Genomic DNA, 15,283 nt, shown 5'->3' on the forward strand with positions numbered 1-15,283 from the left:
TTGCCCATTTACCGCAAGGATCTGACCGTCTCATGAGCCTGATGCATGCAAGCTCCCCCCATGCCCACGGGCCGACCGCTACCTCGCGCGTGATGGCCTGGGTGTTGGCCGCGACGCTGCCGGGTATCGCCGTGCTATGCTGGCACTATGGCTGGGGTGTGCTGTTCAACCTCGTCTTCGCCTGTCTGGCGGGTGTCGCCCTCGAGGCGCTGCTGCTCAAGCTGCGTGGCCGTCCGGTCAGCTTCTTTCTCAAGGACAATTCCGCGCTTGTGACCTGTGTGCTGCTGGCGGTGTCGTTGCCGCCGCTGGCGCCCTGGTGGCTGGTGCTGACCGGTGTGATCGCGGCCATCGTGGTCGCCAAGCAGCTCTACGGTGGCCTGGGCCAGAATCCGTTCAATCCGGCGATGGTCGCCTATGCGCTGCTGCTGATCTCCTTCCCGGTCGAGATGTCGCGCTGGTCATCCCCCGATGGCTTCGTGCTCGGCTTCACTGACAGCCTGCGGCAGTTCTTCGGCGTGATCACCACGCCAGATGCCCTGACCGGCGCCACGCCACTGGACGCCTTCCGCAACAAGGGTGAGCTTTCCAGCAGCGAGTTCTGGGCAGACCCGAGCCTGCTGCCCGCCGCCAACCTGCTGGCCTGGCAGCAGACGGCCATCGCCTGGGGCCTCGGCGGCCTGGTGCTGCTGGCGCGTCGCCTGATCACCTGGCATATCCCGGTGGCGATGCTGGGCAGCCTGGCGGTGATCTCCGCCACCTTCGCCTTCGTGGATGGCGAGCAGCACGCCAGCCCCCTGTTCCACCTGCTGTGCGGTGCGGCGATCTTCGGCGCCTTCTTCATCGCCACGGACCCGGTCACGGCGGCGACCTCCAACAAGGGCAAGCTCTATTACGGCGTCGGCATCGGCGTGCTGATCTACCTGATTCGCACCTTCGGCGCCTATCCAGACGCCATCGCCTTCGCGGTGCTGCTGATGAACTTCAGCGTGCCGTTCATCGATTACTACACCCAACCACGCAGCTATGGTCACAAGAAGGCCCGTCGCGGCATCAAGCTGGAGGACAAGGCATGAGCCTGACGCCTGATCAGCCCGAACAGCAAGCCCAGGCCGCGCAGAGCCTCAAGCACACCATCGCGCGGGCCGCGCTGGGTCTGGCGGTCTTCGCTGTCGTCACCGCCGGTGTGGTCGCCGTCACCCAGATGACCACCGCCGAGACCATCGCCGACAATGAGCGTTCCGCCCAGAGCGCGGCGTTGGCCGAGATCATCCCGCCGTCGCTGCACGACAATGACCTGCTCGACGCGGCCTTCGCCCTGCCGCCCTCCCGGGTGCTGGGTCTGGAGAGCGCCGATACCGGCTGGCGAGCCACCAGGAATGGCGAGACCGTCGCGGTGCTGCTGCCGGTGGTGACCGGCAAGGGTTACAGCGGCGATATCCGCCTGCTGGTCGGTATCCGTGCCGATGGCAGCGTGGCCGGTGTACGCGCCGTCAAGCACGCCGAGACCCCGGGGCTGGGCGACAAGATCGAAGCGCGCAAGTCCGACTGGATCCACGAATTCGATGACCAGACGCTCAGCTCGGTGGAGTGGAAGGTGCAGAAGGATGGCGGTGATTTCGACCAGTTCACCGGCGCGACCATCACCCCGCGCGCCGTGGTGGGTGCCGTTCGCCAGGCATTGATCTACTTCATGGCGCACCGCACGGCGCTGCTGGCCGGCGACAGCGAGACGCTGACCGCGACCCGCCGCGCTGCCAAGGCCCAACAGAGTACGCAAGCTCCCACCGCTGATGGCACGCTCACGCCATCAGCGCCTTCTGAACACGGCGGAGACGACCCTCATGAGTGATATCTCGCTTGGCAAGATCAGCCGCGACGGCCTGTGGGACAACAACCCGGCACTGGTACAGCTGCTGGGCCTGTGTCCTCTGCTGGCCGTCACCGCCAGCGTCGTCAACGCCATCGGGCTGGGGCTTGCCACGCTGCTGGTGTTGATCGGCTCCAACGTGGCGGTATCGCTGATCCGCAATCTGGTGCCTTCTGCAGTGCGCCTGCCGGCCTTCGTGATGATCATCGCCTCCTTCGTGACCTGTGCGGAGCTTCTGATGAAGGCCTACACCTACGAGCTCTATCAGATTCTTGGCATCTTCATTCCGCTGATCGTCACCAACTGCGCGATTCTCGGACGCGCCGACGCCTTCGCCGCCAAGCATCCGGTGCTGCCGGCCGCCACCGATGGCCTGATGATGGGGCTGGGCTTCATGGCCGTGCTGGTGCTGCTGGGCGGGATGCGGGAACTGTTCGGCCAGGGCACGCTGTTTGCGGGCATGGAGCTGCTCCTCGGGCCGATGGCCGCCGACTGGCAGCTGACGCTGTTCCCGAACTACTCCTTCCTGTTCCTGGTGCTGCCGCCGGGCGCCTTCTTCTGCATGGGGCTGATCATCGCGGGCAAGAAGACCATCGATGAGCGCCTCGAGCAGCGCCGCAAGGCCGCCAACGCCGATGTGCCCAAGGTATCGCGGCGTGTGCGCGTGACCGGCACCATCTCCTGAGCCCCTCTCACTCAGACTGTCAGCCACTGGTTGACAGTCCGAGTCGACGTCCCCGCTCCCAAGCCCTTACCGCAGCCCCGAGATACCATGAACGCCCAGAAACGCCTCGAGATCTTCACCCGCCTGCGCAACGAGAATCCTGAGCCGCGCACCGAGCTTGCCTGGTCAACGCCCTTCGAGCTTTTGATCGCGGTACTGCTGTCGGCGCAGGCGACGGATGTGGGCGTCAACAAGGCCACGGCGAAGCTGTATCCGGTCGCCAATACGCCGGAGAGCATTCTCGCGCTCGGCGTCGATGGCCTGAAGGAGTACATCAAGACGATCGGCCTGTTCAACACCAAGGCCGAGAACGTCATCAAGACCTGTCGCATGCTGATCGAGCGGCATGGGGGTGAGGTGCCGCAGACTCGCGAGGCGCTGGAAGCGCTGCCCGGCGTGGGCCGCAAGACCGCCAACGTGGTACTCAACACCGCCTTCGGCCAGCCGACCATGGCGGTGGACACGCACATCTTCCGCGTCTCCAACCGCACGCGCATCGCCCCGGGCAAGAACGTGCTGGAGGTCGAGCACAAGCTGATGCGCCATGTGCCCAAGGAGTTCCTGGTAGATGCCCACCACTGGCTGATCCTGCATGGCCGCTACACCTGCGTGGCACGCAAGCCGCGCTGCGGCAGCTGCATCATCGAGGACCTCTGTGAGTACAAGGACAAGGTCGACCTGTAACGCCTCCCGGCACGAGGGTTTGATGACTTCTTCATGACCAGGGGCTTGATGACTGGGCCTTGATGACTGAGCCTTGATCACTAGACGCCTGGCGAAAGCCCCGATCCTGCGTGGCCTGCCTGCGTGGCCTGCATGCATGATCGTTGATTGAGCATGAACCCCGCCTCCCCACCTATTCAACCGAGCGGCAACGTAGACTGAGAGCACAGCCCGTCGCCTCAGGAACCTGCCATGACCGCACCTTCCGATGCCGGGGATCGCCGCCCTCCGCGCCCAGAAGGCTCCGACGATTCCCGCCAGCCTGATGACAGCTGCCTGCACTCGCGTCTGCAGGAGATGTCGTCACGTCTCGAGGCACTGGAAGCCGAGAACCACCTGCTGCGCACCCTGGTCGACACCCACCCCGACATCCTGTTCATCAAGGATGCCAAGGGGCTGTTCCGCTTCGCCAATCGCACCTTGACCGACTTCTACGGTACTACGCTCGAAGACATCATCGGGCGCGACGACAGCCATTACACCGGCAACACCGAGCAGAGCCACTTCTTTCGGCGCAGCGTGGAGCAGGTACTCAGCAGGTTCGAGCGCGAGACGATCTTCGAGGATGCCACCGACGGCACCACCGGCGAGGTCAACCATTTCCGCTCCATCAAGCAGCCCTTCCATGACATTCACGGCCAGCCGCTGGTCGCCGTTCTGGCGCACAACATCACCACCGAAGTCCGTGAGCATGAGCGCAAGACCCGCCAGATCGACCACATCTATGACACCTCGCTGGAAGGCTTCTGGGACTGGAACATCCTGACCAGTTCCGTGACGCACAATCGCCGCTGGTCACAGATTCTGGGCATCCCGGAGAGCGAGCTCAGCAACAGCCTGGAAGAATTCGCAAGCCTGCTGCACCCCGAGGACAAGCCCGAGGCGATGATCGCCATCCAGGACTGCATGGCGGGCAAGACGGCCTATTATCACCGCCACCGCATGCTGACCCGCGGTGGCGACGTCGTCTGGGTGATCGACAAGGGCGATGTCACCGAGCGGGACAGCGAAGGCAATCCGCTGCGCATGATCGGCTCGATCACCGATATCACGCGTATCGTCGAATCAGAGGCCCTGCTGCACCAGCACAGTCGCTTCGACTCGCTGACCAAGCTGGCCAACCGAGCCACCCTGATCGACAGCCTGCAGCAGGCCATCATCATCACCGACGCCCGTGACACCCACGGCGCGCTCATCTTCATCGATCTGGACCACTTCAAGAAGATCAACGACCTGCTGGGGCATACCACCGGCGACCATCTGTTGATCGAGGTGGCCCATCGCCTGAGCTCCACGGTGCGTGACAGCGACCTGGTGGCGCGCTTCGGCGGGGACGAATTCGTCATCCTGGTACAGCCCCTGAGCCACGATCCGCAGATTGCCTGTCGCGAACTGGATGAGCTGCTTGAGCGCCTGCAGCAGGTACTCAACCAGCCGTATTCGCTCTTGGGCCCACAGTCGCAGCCGCTGCAGCATCACAGCTCGGCAAGCCTGGGCAGCATCATGTTCCATGATCGCCATCTGAGTGCGGAGGAGCTCATCCGGCGTGCGGATATCGCGATGTATCGCGCCAAGGAGGGCGGGCGCAACCAGACCGTCCGCTTTGACCCCAGCATGCGTGTGGAGCTTGAGCGCGCCATACAGCTGGAAAATGACCTGCGCAGCGCCATCGAGACCGAAGAGCTGTACCTGGAACTGCAGCCGCAATTCGATCGAGGGCTCAAGCTGGTCGGTGCCGAGTGCCTGTTGCGCTGGCGACACGCCAAGCTCGGCAATATCTCGCCCTATGAATTCATTCCGCTGGCCGAGAAGAGCCAGCTGATCGACAGCCTCGGCGACTGGGTGCTGGAGCAGGCCTGCAAGCTGCTGGAGGACTGGCAGAAAGGCACCGCCTTCGCCAGGCTCTATCTGTCGGTCAATGTCAGCGTCAAGCAGCTGGACTCCCCTCACTACGTCGGCAATGTCGCCAAGGCACTCAGCCAGCACACGCTGGACCCGCAATATCTGCAGCTGGAGCTGACCGAAAACGTCTTCGCCACCGACATGCCTGCCACGGTGGCACGCATGCACGAACTGCGCTCGCTGGGCCTGCGTCTGTCACTGGATGATTTCGGCACCGGCTTCTCCTCCCTGACCTACATCAAGCACCTGCCCTTCGATGAGCTCAAGGTCGACCGCAGCTTCGTCAATGATCTCGAGAACGACGAGATCAACCGCCGCATGGTGGACTTCATGGTGCAGCTGGGGCGTGAGTTGGGCATGTGCGTAGTGGCGGAAGGCGTCGAGACCCCCAGTCAGCGCGATCTGTTGCTGGAGATGGGCTGCGATGCCCTGCAGGGTTACCTGATGGACAAGCCGATGGCGATCGAGGCATTCACCGCCAGGTATCAGCTCGGATGACAGCGCATCCGCGTCTTTCATGGCACACTGGGGCCTCTTTTCTGTCTGGACATCATGCGTTATGGAAGACTTCTTCAACTGGATCGGCACTCAGCTTGGTGCCGCCATTCGCTTCATCGTCGAAGGCCTGAGCGGTTTCTTCGCCAACTTCGATGATGCCCTATCGGGATTCTTCAATGGCTTGACCGGCGAGCTGGGACTTGGCACATCGCTGTTCAGCCTGCTGGGATTGGCGCTGGGGCTCTATCTGCTCTTCAAGGGCATCACGTCGCTGTTGAGAGGCTCCATCATCGGCGGACTATTGATGACCTTCATCGGCCTGACCTTCCTGGGCTGGATGATTGCCTGACGCGCGCAATGCCCCTGAAAGCGACGCCCTAGAAGCGACGCCTTGGAAGCGATGACCGTGAAGGCGATACCCTGGCGGGACTCGCGCCAGGCTCGTGACATGAAAAAGCCCCTGCCGATCGGCAGGGGCTTTTCATGTCAGCGGCAGTCATCACCATGCGCGCGATGACTGCCGCCTGTCTTCAAGGGTCAGCTCAGAGGATCAGGCCAGTGCCTTCTCCACGACTTCATACAGGTTGTTCGAGAGCTTCTCGCCACGGATACGCTCAAGCTCTGCCTTCATCAAGTCCTGACGCTTGGCATCGAAACGCTTGTAACGCGTCAGCGGCGTGATGATGCGCGCCGCGATCTCCGGGTTCAGGCGATTGAGCTCGATGACCACATCCGCCAGCAGACGATAGCCTTCGCCATCGAGACGGTGGAAGTTGACGCGGTTCTGGCCGGCGAAGGCGCCGATCAAGGCACGCACCTTGTTGGGGTTGGTCAACGAGAAGGCCGGATGCTCCATCAGGAAGCGCACACGGTCCAGCACATCGGCCTGCGGACGCGTGACCTGGATCGAGAACCACTGGTCCATCACCAGCGGATCATGCGACCAGCGCTCGGCGAAGGACTTGAGCGCCGGGTCACCCAGATCGGTGCGTGAGGAGTGCACCAGCATCGTCAGCGCGGCACGCACGTCGGTCATGTTGTGGGCCGCCGCCAGCTGGGCCTGGGCCAGACGCACGCCCTCCTCGTCCTCGATGCTCATCAGATAGCTGAGCGCGGCATTCTTGAGGCTGCGACGCGCCATCTGCTCGAAGGTCGGCGCGTAGTCGCCCTGCTGTGCATTGGCGTGATAGAGCGCCACGAAGTCGTCGCGCAGTGCACTGGCCAGCTGCGCCTTGGCGGTCTTGCGCGCCCAGTGGATGGCATCGACATCGACGACACTCTGCTGCTCGGCGATATAGGCCTCCGAGGGCAGCGTCAGCATCTCGGCGAGCACCGCACGATCGGAAGCCTCGCTCTGGAGCAGGAAGCGATAGGCGGCCAGCAGGCGCTCATCCAGCTGGGCCTCGTGCTCGCCACGCTGCCAGGCCTCCATCAGGTCTTCAAGTGCTGCCATGGCCAGACGCTGACCGGCATCCCAGCGGTTGAAGCCATCGCTGTCGTGCTGCATCAGGAAGGCCAGCTGCTCGCGGCTGTAGTCAAAGGCCAGCTTGACCGGCGCCGAGAAGCCACGCAGCAGCGACGGCACCGGCTCGGCATCGCCCGCAAGGCCGGTGAAGACGAAGGTCTGTTCGGCCTCGGTCAGCTCCAGTACGGTTTCCGTGCCCAGCGCTTCGCCGTCGAGGGTCAGCGTCAGATCGCTGCCATCGGCGCCGACCAACCCCATGCGCACCGGAATCACCAGCGGCAGCTTCTCCGCCTGCCCCGGCGTGGGCGGCGTGGACTGACGCAGCGTGAGGGAATAGGTGCCAGCCTGGGCATCGAAGGCGCCACTGGCGGCGATGTTCGGCGTTCCGGCCTGGGAGTACCAGCGCATGAACTGGCTGAAGTCGCGGCCGGAGGCTTCGCTCATCGCGCTGATGAAGTCCTCGATGGTGGCGGCGCTGCCATCGTTGCGCGCGAAGTAGAGATCACTGCCACGGCGGAAGGCCTCTTCCCCGAGCAGATTGGCGACCATGCGCACCACTTCGGAGCCCTTCTCGTAGATGGTCAGGGTGTAGAAGTTGGAAATCTCGATATAGGAGGCCGGGCGCACCGGGTGTGCGGTGGGGCCGGCATCTTCGGCGAACTGCGCGGTACGCAGCATGGCGACGTCTTCGATACGCTTGACCGGCGCCGAGTTCATGTCGGCGGAGAAGGTCTGGTCACGATAGACGGTGAAGCCTTCCTTCAGGGACAGCTGGAACCAGTCACGGCAGGTGACACGGTTGCCCGACCAGTTGTGGAAGTATTCATGCGCGACCACCCCTTCGACGCGCTGGAAGGCGGCGTCGGTGGTGGTATCGGGGTTGGCCAGCACGCAGGCGCTGTTGAAGATGTTGAGGCCCTTGTTCTCCATCGCGCCCATGTTGAAGTCGTTGACCGCGACGATCATGAAGATGTCGAGGTCATATTCACGACCGTAGACTTCCTCGTCCCACTTCATGGAGGCCTTGAGGGAGTTCATGGCGTGCTGGGTCTTGTCGAGATTTTCCGGCTCGACCCAGATTTCCAGAGCGACTTCACGGCCACTCATGGTGGTGAAGCTGTCGTCATGCTTGACCAGGTCACCCGCCACCAGCGCGAACAGATAGCACGGCTTGGGGTGCGGGTCCTGCCAGGTGACGAAGTGACGACCGCCCTCGCGCTCGCCACGCTCAATGGGATTGCCGTTGGAGAGCAGGATCGGGTAGCTGTCCTTGTCGGCGATGATGGTGGTGGTGAACACCGACATCACGTCCGGGCGGTCCGGGTAGTAGGTGATGCGACGGAAGCCTTCGGCCTCGCACTGGGTGCAGAACATGCCCGAGGACACGTAGAGGCCTTCCAGCGCGGTATTCGCGGCCGGGTCGATCACCACCACCGTCTCGAGCTCACAGTTGGCCGGCAGGCCGGCCAGCGTCATGTGTGTCTCGTCGAGCTTGTATTCATCACTGGCCAGCGCTCGCCCATCGACACGCACGGACTCAAGCGTCAGATGCTCGCCATTGAGCACCAGCGGCGGCGTGGCGTCACTGCCCACGGAGGCATCGGGATTGGCCTCAAGGGTCAGCACGGTCGTCACACGGGTCGCGGACGGTGCCAGATCAAACGTCAGCCGGGTGTCCAGCACACGCCAGGCGGGTGCCTGATAATCGGCAAGATGAATCGCTGCAGGTTGTGACATCAAAGACTCCGCAATCAGCGCCGCGGGAGAGGACTCCTCACGGCAGGAAGACAGCGGACAGCGAGGGAGCAGACACCTCACCTGCCCGCGATGAAGCGCTCATTCGCGCGGAAGGGATTCGCCACTGACGGCAAGGTTCGCCCCCTCGCCCTTGGGCTCCGGGCGCGTGGCCAGCCAGAGTGCCAGCAGCGACAGGAAGACCAGCAGCGAGACCTTGACGGCCAGCACTGACACGGTGAACAGGATGATCAGCATCGAGACGGCCAGCATGCTGACCGCCATGATGCGGGCGCGCAGCGGAATGGCGCGTTCGCGCTCCCAGGCCACCAGTGTCGGCCCGATCTGGGGATGTTCCCGGATATAGCGCGCAAAGCGCGGTGAGCCTCGGCTGGCACAGGCCAGCGCCAGCAGCATGAAGACGGTGGTGGGCAGCAGCGGCAGAAACATGCCAGCGAAGCCGATGCCGAAGAACAACCAGGCCAGGCCAAGCCAGCAGATACGCTTCATGCGCCGAAAGATCATCATGTCGAATCCTCACCACCTGCGGTCACACACCTTGTGCTTCCTGCCATCAGTCAAACGCCAAGTCGTGCATGGGAAAAGTACTTTCTGACTATCCGCCTGATAGCAACTGCGTGCATGGTAACGGGCTTGCCGATATCGCGAAAGGCCACGCCCCCCGCCACGGGGGCCGTGGGCCGCTGTCTGCGCCGGATTCGACGCCGCAATCCGTCGAGCCGGGCGTGGCTTAGCGGCGGTCAGCCGCGCTGCGGTCAGTCGGGCTGCGCCAACTGCCAGAGACGCATGATGGCCTCGCAGCGGTCAGCCAGCAGCTCCGAGGTGCGCGCCAGCGCCTGCTCAAGCGGCATGGCACTGTCACACAACGTGAAGACGGCACTGACCCCCTCATCATGGGCGGCTTGCCAGCCCTCGGCCAGTCGCCCCGCCAACACGATGGCGGGCACCCCGGCGACTCGCGCGGCTCGCGCCGCACCGATGGGGGTCTTGCCGCCCAGGCTCTGGCCATCCAGACCGCCTTCCCCGGTGATCAGCAGATCACAGCCCACCAGACGCTCGCTCACCTTGAGGCGCTCCATCACCAGCTCGATGCCCGGGCGCAATTCACCATGCAACCAGGCCGCCACCGCGAAGCCCATGCCGCCTGCGGCCCCTGCACCGGCCAGCTGTTGCTGATCCGCACCCAGCACTTCAGCGCTGAGGCGAGCGAAGTGGGCCAGTGCCGCATCCAGCTCCTCGACCACCGCGGCATCGGCACCCTTCTGCGGGCCGAACACGGCGCTCGCGCCGCGCGGGCCACACAGGGGGTTGTCGACGTCGACTGCGGCAGACACCCTGAGATCGGCCAGGCGTGGGTCCAGCGCACTGACGTCCAGACTCGCCAGACGCGCGAGGGCCGCGCCGCCTGCGGGCAGCTCATTGCCATCAGCGTCGAGCAGACGCAGCCCGAGCGCGCGCAGCATGCCGCTGCCGCCATCGTTGGTGGCACTGCCGCCCAGCGTGACGATCAGCCGCTCGGCACCGGCGTCCAGCGCCGCCAGGATCAGCTCGCCTACGCCATGCGTGTCGGCGACACGCGCGTCGCGCTCTTCAGGGCTGACCAGATGCAGACCACTGGCCTCGGCCAGCTCGACGATGGCCGTGCGGCTACCCGGCTGCCAGCCCCACTGGGCGGTGACGTCGCGCCCGAGCGGATCACGCACCTGAGCGCTGCGCGCCTCGATGGGGTCTGCTTCACTGGCCGCCGCCAACAACGCCGCCAGCGTGCCCTCACCGCCATCCCCCAGCGGGCAGAGGTCGATCTGTGCCTCGGGCAGTACCCGGCGAACACCACGCGCCATGGCCTCGGCGGCATCACTGGCTGCCAGCGCTTCCTTGAAGCTGTCAGGAGCAATCAACAAGCGCGGCGCACCGGCAGAATTTGAGGAACCAGAAGAAGCGGAGACAGCAGCAGCGGAGACAGTCATGCAGACATTCCTTGTCGAAGTTGAAGGAGCGAATGGGGTGACTCAGTGCAAGATATTCCCATGATACGCTGTCATTGGTGACATGCGGGACCCTGAAACGCAAACTGCCACCCAGGGTCTCCCGAGGGTGGCAGTGGCAGTACAGGCTGACAGTAGTGCTTACTTGACCAGACGCGTCTCGGTGGGCGCCAGCGTGACCTTGCCTTCGCGCTTGAGATGCCCGAGCGCACGCTTGAAATTGGCCTTGCTGGCACCGAAGGCCTCGCTGATGGCTTCCGGCTCGCTCTTGTCGCCCAGCGGCAGCACGCCCTGACTGGCTTCCAGCGCGGCCAGAATGCGGTCCGCCAGCTGCTGATGGCCAGCCGGGCCCGGCGCCTGCGGCGTGAGATCGACATTGCCCTTGCCGTCATTCTTCAACACCCACAGACGCAGACGGTTGCCGATGCGCAGACGCGTGAAGATACGGTCGTGGTGCACCAGGCCCCAATGGGCGTTGTCGATGATGATCTTCATGCCCAGGTCGGTGCGGGCAGCGACGAGACCGGAGACCTCCTGCCCCACCGCGTAGGTGGCCGGGGTCTTGTCGAGCCATCGATCCAGTCGCATCGAGGCGACCATCCGGTCACTGTGCTTGTCGAGACCGACGTGCACCATGGCGAACTGGCCGGCCTTGAGCTCACGCTTGCGCTCGCCGTAGGGCAGCAGCAGATCCTTGCCCAGGCCATTGTCGAGGAAGGTGCCGATATCATTGACCTCGACCACCTTGAGCGCGGCGAATTCGCCGACCATGGCGCGCGGATAACGCGTAGTGGCCAGCAGACGGTCTTCATCATCCAGACTGACAAAGACGTCGACTTCGTCACCAATGTCGGCCCCCGCCGGAATGAAAGGTGTCGGCAGCAGGATTTCCCCGCGATCTCCACCATCAAGGAAGACGCCGAAGCCGACCCGCTTGGTGATCGTCAGGGTGTTGCGCTGGCCGATAGCGAGCGGAGCAGACATATAACCTCTCTTTGCGCGTTGGCGGGTGCCGTAGCGGCCCGCATGGCGCAGATATCACGTACGAATAGGGTGAAACGCTTTGAAAGCGACGCGTCCGGTCGTCTCGAGTGATGCACCGGGCTGGACAAGCGTAGCCCCAGCGACGAGACATGACGCTTTCAAAGCGAATCCGTTGATCCAGAAAACATGCGAGTCAGTGACTCTCACGACAGCGCAAATCAGCGAGTCAAACGAATACAGCACCGCACGCCGATAGCGAACGGTGCTGATAATGGCGACCGCCAGTCACTTGCGCGCTGGATCAGTCGCGGAAGTTGTTGAACTGCAGCGGCAGATCGATACTCTCATCGCCCTTGAGCAGTGCCATGGCGCCCTGCAGGTCGTCACGCTTCTTGCCGGTGACGCGGACCTTCTCGCCCTGGATCTGCGCCTGGACCTTGAGCTTGGCATCCTTGAGCGCCTTGACGATCTTCTTGGCGGTCGGCTGGTCCAGCCCCTGACGCAGCACCAGCTGCTGACGGGCACGCACACCAGCGGTTTCGGCATCCTTCTCTTCCAGGCAGCGCACGTCGATGCCACGCGCGATCAGACGGCCCTTGAGCAGTTCGACCATCTGACGCAACTGGAAATCGGCATCGGCTTCCAGATTGACGTTCTCTTCCTTCTCGAGTTCGAAGCTGGCAGTCACGCCCTTGAAATCAAAGCGCGTCGCGAGTTCGCGATTGGCCTGATCGACGGCATTCTGAACTTCGTGCTTGTCGAGTTCGGAGACAATATCGAATGACGGCATGGGAGCGATTCCTTTGAAGCCATGAAGAATAAACAGCGCATCCTAGCCCATGGGGGCCACGCGCGCCATGCCCCCGGCTCAGGCGGCGCCGGCATTCACCGTCGAGGGCGACCCCGGGTGCGCTTCACCGGCATCACCGGCCGCGAGTTTTTGAGCCACTGGCGTCGGCGAATCCAGCGTCAGTGCCTTGCGCATCTTCCAGGCGGCCGCCCCATCGGCATAGTAATCGCGCAGGCGACCACACTTCTCGAAGCCGTGTCGCTCGTAGAGCGCGATCGCCGCGCCATTGCCGGTATGCACCTCAAGATCGAACTGCGTACAGCCCTGGGCGATGGCCAGCTGCTCAAGCGATGTCAGCATGCGCTGGGCAAGGCCGCGGCCACGCGATTCCGGATGCAGGCAGAAGGAGTAGAGTCGCGCCCGGCGTGAATTGCGCCGAAACAGCACGGTGCCGTAGCCGAGCACACTGCGCAGCGGCGTGGCGTCATCACGCTCGACGCTACCGTCTGGCCATAGCGGGGCCATGACATCGTCCACCGCCGCTGTGGACGGGATGACATCGTCATCGGGCTGGATGATCACCAGGGTACGGGCATGGGCACGCAGAATCAGGTGGGACAGCTGACGACGACTGAACCAGTCGCTGTCGAAACTGACTTCCTCGAGCTCTACCAGAGCGTCGAGATCGGCCCGGATGGCCGGGCGTAGAATGGGGGTCATGGTGCAGGCTCTCCCGCCTGTCAGCGCCCTGACGCTGCTTGATGTTCAGCGTGTCGCGGGGCGGTAGCAATGCGCTGCATTCTGGGCATGCAGGCGCGTCTTGTCTTGGTCTCTTTGCATGAAATTATTTCACTTTCCAGCCTATTGCGATGACGGGGATTGTTTCTCATGATGCGCGCATTCGGCACCACTTCGGTGCCCGCCTTGCGAGGCTTCGCAATGTCCCGCCTGCGTATCGTGGTTGACCGTGTGTCTGACTGGCGCGCCTTCTATCCCAGTGATGATGTCATCAGCGCCCATGACTTTCTTTCCGAACTCTCAAGCGATGCGCCAGCCCAGCGCGCCGACGATGCGCCGCAGCCCGCCACCCACGTCATCAATCTGTGCGGCGGGCTGGATTACCTGGGCATCGGCTATTACGTCTCGTTGCTGGCCCAGGCGCGTGGCCAGAAGGCGCTGCCGTCGGTGGAGACCCTCAATCAGCTGTCACGCAAGTCGCTGATCGACATGGAGCTGGGCGGCATCCGCGTGCTGCTCGAGGAGCTGACACGCAAGGGCGCCCTGCCCGCCCCGCAAGGCATGACGCATGGGGCTGGCAAGCCGCCACGACTCGACCTGCTGCTGACCTTCGGCGAGAGCGCAGACCCCGCGCTTGCACGCCTCGCACGCAAGCTGTTCGAGCGTCTGCCCTGCCCGCTGCTGGAGGTGCGTCTTGAAGGCCGAAGCGATCATTGGGTGCTCAAGCGGGTGCGCCCGCAATCCCTGAGCCACCTGGCAACGGCGGATGAAGACCGCTTCGCTCAGGCGCTCAATCGCCATTCGCGCAAGGTGTGGCGCACGCCCAAGGCCCGCCGCCATTATCGCTTCGATCTCGCCATGCTGGTCGACCCGGACGAGGCGCTGCCGCCGTCGAACCGCACCGCGCTCAAGCATTTCATCCGCGAAGGACGGCGCCTGGGCATCGATGTCAGCCTGATCACCCGGCGCGACGAGGGCCGCCTGGCCGAGTTCGATGGACTGTTCATCCGCGAGACGACCAGTCTGGATCACCACACCTATCGCATGGCCAAGCGTGCCGAGCACGAAGGGCTGGTGGTGATCGATGACAGCCAGTCGATCCTGCGCTGCACCAACAAGGTCTTCCTGCATGAGCTTCTCAAGGCACGTGGTCTGAGTGCCCCACAGGGTCGCCTGATCCATCGGGGCGAACTGCGCCAGCTGGCCGAGCGCGGTCAGCACATGCGCTACCCGCTGGTGATGAAGGTACCGGATGGCGCTTTCTCCCGCGGCATCGTCAAGATCGATGGCCCCGAGACACTGGTGCGCGAAGCCGAGCGGCTGTTCCAGGATTCCGCCCTGCTGCTGTTGCAGGAGTGGCTACCGACCGAGTTTGACTGGCGCATCGGCGTGCTCGACGGCAAGCTGCTGTTCGCCAGCCGTTACTACATGGCGCGCGGCCATTGGCAGATCTACGACCACAGCGGCGCGCGTACCCGCTCCGGCGGCTTCGCGACAGTCGACCCGAGCGAGGTGCCAGCGGCCGTGATCAAGGCGGCCCTGAAGGCGACCCGCCTGATCGGCGATGGCCTCTATGGCGTCGACTTGAAACAGCTGGAGGACCGCGTGGTGGTCATCGAGGTCAACGACAATCCGAATCTGGATGCCGGCGTCGAGGATGTGGTGCTGGGACGCGAGCTCTACCGGCGCGTGATGCAGGTCTTTCTGGCACGCATGCAGGCGCGCCGCCAGCCCGTGCTGGGGTGACACCCCCCGAGTCTGCAAGCCTCTAGCAAGAAGCGAGAAACCAGAAACCAGAAACCAGAAACCAGAAACCAGAAACCAGAGGCACAGAAACGACAGCGCCCACCCT

The 15,283-nt window shown here is 63.8% G+C and carries 13 protein-coding genes; 7 read left to right on the forward strand and 6 right to left on the reverse strand.

Annotated elements, in window-relative coordinates; genetic code table 11:
- Positions 1-32: 32 nt before the first annotated feature.
- From rsxD to AC5WNJ_RS10925, 6 genes are all read left to right on the forward strand, one after another.
- Positions 33-1,073, forward strand: coding sequence for an electron transport complex subunit RsxD (rsxD, locus tag AC5WNJ_RS10900; protein ID WP_495929672.1), 1,041 nt, complete (start codon positions 33-35; stop codon positions 1,071-1,073).
- Positions 1,070-1,849 carry an electron transport complex subunit RsxG gene (rsxG, locus tag AC5WNJ_RS10905; RefSeq protein WP_495929673.1) on the forward strand — a complete coding sequence of 260 codons (780 nt, stop codon included), beginning with the start codon at positions 1,070-1,072 and terminating at the stop codon, positions 1,847-1,849. Before rsxD ends, rsxG begins: the two co-directional genes overlap by 4 nt.
- On the forward strand, positions 1,842-2,552 hold the full coding sequence (locus tag AC5WNJ_RS10910) for an electron transport complex subunit E (protein WP_495929674.1): 711 nt from the start codon (positions 1,842-1,844) through the stop codon (positions 2,550-2,552). The genes rsxG and AC5WNJ_RS10910 overlap by 8 nt, the downstream gene beginning before the upstream one ends.
- Before the next feature lie 87 nt (positions 2,553-2,639).
- Positions 2,640-3,275, forward strand: coding sequence for an endonuclease III (gene nth / locus AC5WNJ_RS10915; RefSeq protein ID WP_495929675.1), 636 nt, complete (start codon positions 2,640-2,642; stop codon positions 3,273-3,275).
- A gap of 231 nt (positions 3,276-3,506) precedes the next feature.
- Positions 3,507-5,714 (forward strand): putative bifunctional diguanylate cyclase/phosphodiesterase, encoded by a 2,208-nt coding sequence (locus tag AC5WNJ_RS10920; protein WP_495929676.1) that lies wholly within the window; start codon positions 3,507-3,509, stop codon positions 5,712-5,714.
- A gap of 61 nt (positions 5,715-5,775) precedes the next feature.
- Positions 5,776-6,063: a hypothetical protein gene (locus AC5WNJ_RS10925; RefSeq protein ID WP_175089424.1), complete on the forward strand. Its 288-nt coding sequence runs from the start codon at positions 5,776-5,778 to the stop codon at positions 6,061-6,063.
- Positions 6,064-6,264: 201 nt separating this feature from the next.
- Here the strand turns inward: AC5WNJ_RS10925 and pepN are convergent, their stop codons facing one another.
- From pepN to AC5WNJ_RS10955, 6 genes are all read right to left on the reverse strand, one after another.
- Positions 6,265-8,916, reverse strand: coding sequence for an aminopeptidase N (gene pepN, locus AC5WNJ_RS10930; RefSeq protein WP_495929677.1), 2,652 nt, complete (start codon positions 8,914-8,916; stop codon positions 6,265-6,267).
- A gap of 99 nt (positions 8,917-9,015) precedes the next feature.
- Positions 9,016-9,441 (reverse strand): YbaN family protein, encoded by a 426-nt coding sequence (locus tag AC5WNJ_RS10935; protein ID WP_225996323.1) that lies wholly within the window; start codon positions 9,439-9,441, stop codon positions 9,016-9,018.
- Positions 9,442-9,689: 248 nt separating this feature from the next.
- Positions 9,690-10,901, reverse strand: coding sequence for a glycerate kinase (locus AC5WNJ_RS10940; protein ID WP_495929678.1), 1,212 nt, complete (start codon positions 10,899-10,901; stop codon positions 9,690-9,692).
- Positions 10,902-11,060: 159 nt separating this feature from the next.
- Entirely contained in the window at positions 11,061-11,903 is an 843-nt protein-coding gene (locus AC5WNJ_RS10945) for a CvfB family protein (protein WP_495929679.1), read from the reverse strand.
- Between the two features lie 301 nt (positions 11,904-12,204).
- The gene (locus AC5WNJ_RS10950; protein ID WP_253060953.1) at positions 12,205-12,693 is read right to left on the reverse strand and encodes a YajQ family cyclic di-GMP-binding protein; all 489 of its coding nucleotides are present in this window, start codon (positions 12,691-12,693) and stop codon (positions 12,205-12,207) included.
- Between the two features lie 78 nt (positions 12,694-12,771).
- On the reverse strand, positions 12,772-13,413 hold the full coding sequence (locus AC5WNJ_RS10955) for a GNAT family N-acetyltransferase (protein WP_495929680.1): 642 nt from the start codon (positions 13,411-13,413) through the stop codon (positions 12,772-12,774).
- A 168-nt stretch (positions 13,414-13,581) separates the two neighbouring features.
- On the opposite strand from AC5WNJ_RS10955, the gene AC5WNJ_RS10960 reads away from it, so the two are divergent.
- On the forward strand, positions 13,582-15,177 hold the full coding sequence (locus AC5WNJ_RS10960; protein WP_495929681.1) for a RimK family ATP-grasp domain-containing protein: 1,596 nt from the start codon (positions 13,582-13,584) through the stop codon (positions 15,175-15,177).
- The last annotated feature ends 106 nt before the right edge of the window (positions 15,178-15,283 follow it).

This window comes from Cobetia sp. PDI-23MA (assembly GCF_059507735.1).

What these genes read in the sequence shown, in the direction of transcription:
- AC5WNJ_RS10955 (WP_495929680.1), bottom strand. Translation starts at nt 13,413, where the DNA reads ATGACCCCCATTCTACGCCCGGCCATCCGGGCCGATCTCGACGCTCTG.
- pepN (WP_495929677.1), bottom strand. Translation starts at nt 8,916, where the DNA reads ATGTCACAACCTGCAGCGATTCATCTTGCCGATTATCAGGCACCCGCC.
- AC5WNJ_RS10950 (WP_253060953.1), bottom strand. Translation starts at nt 12,693, where the DNA reads ATGCCGTCATTCGATATTGTCTCCGAACTCGACAAGCACGAAGTTCAG.
- AC5WNJ_RS10940 (WP_495929678.1), bottom strand. Translation starts at nt 10,901, where the DNA reads ATGACTGTCTCCGCTGCTGCTGTCTCCGCTTCTTCTGGTTCCTCAAAT.
- AC5WNJ_RS10945 (WP_495929679.1), bottom strand. Translation starts at nt 11,903, where the DNA reads ATGTCTGCTCCGCTCGCTATCGGCCAGCGCAACACCCTGACGATCACC.
- nth (WP_495929675.1), top strand. Translation starts at nt 2,640, where the DNA reads ATGAACGCCCAGAAACGCCTCGAGATCTTCACCCGCCTGCGCAACGAG.
- AC5WNJ_RS10935 (WP_225996323.1), bottom strand. Translation starts at nt 9,441, where the DNA reads ATGATGATCTTTCGGCGCATGAAGCGTATCTGCTGGCTTGGCCTGGCC.
- AC5WNJ_RS10960 (WP_495929681.1), top strand. Translation starts at nt 13,582, where the DNA reads ATGATGCGCGCATTCGGCACCACTTCGGTGCCCGCCTTGCGAGGCTTC.
- rsxD (WP_495929672.1), top strand. Translation starts at nt 33, where the DNA reads ATGAGCCTGATGCATGCAAGCTCCCCCCATGCCCACGGGCCGACCGCT.
- AC5WNJ_RS10920 (WP_495929676.1), top strand. Translation starts at nt 3,507, where the DNA reads ATGACCGCACCTTCCGATGCCGGGGATCGCCGCCCTCCGCGCCCAGAA.
- rsxG (WP_495929673.1), top strand. Translation starts at nt 1,070, where the DNA reads ATGAGCCTGACGCCTGATCAGCCCGAACAGCAAGCCCAGGCCGCGCAG.
- AC5WNJ_RS10910 (WP_495929674.1), top strand. Translation starts at nt 1,842, where the DNA reads ATGAGTGATATCTCGCTTGGCAAGATCAGCCGCGACGGCCTGTGGGAC.
- AC5WNJ_RS10925 (WP_175089424.1), top strand. Translation starts at nt 5,776, where the DNA reads ATGGAAGACTTCTTCAACTGGATCGGCACTCAGCTTGGTGCCGCCATT.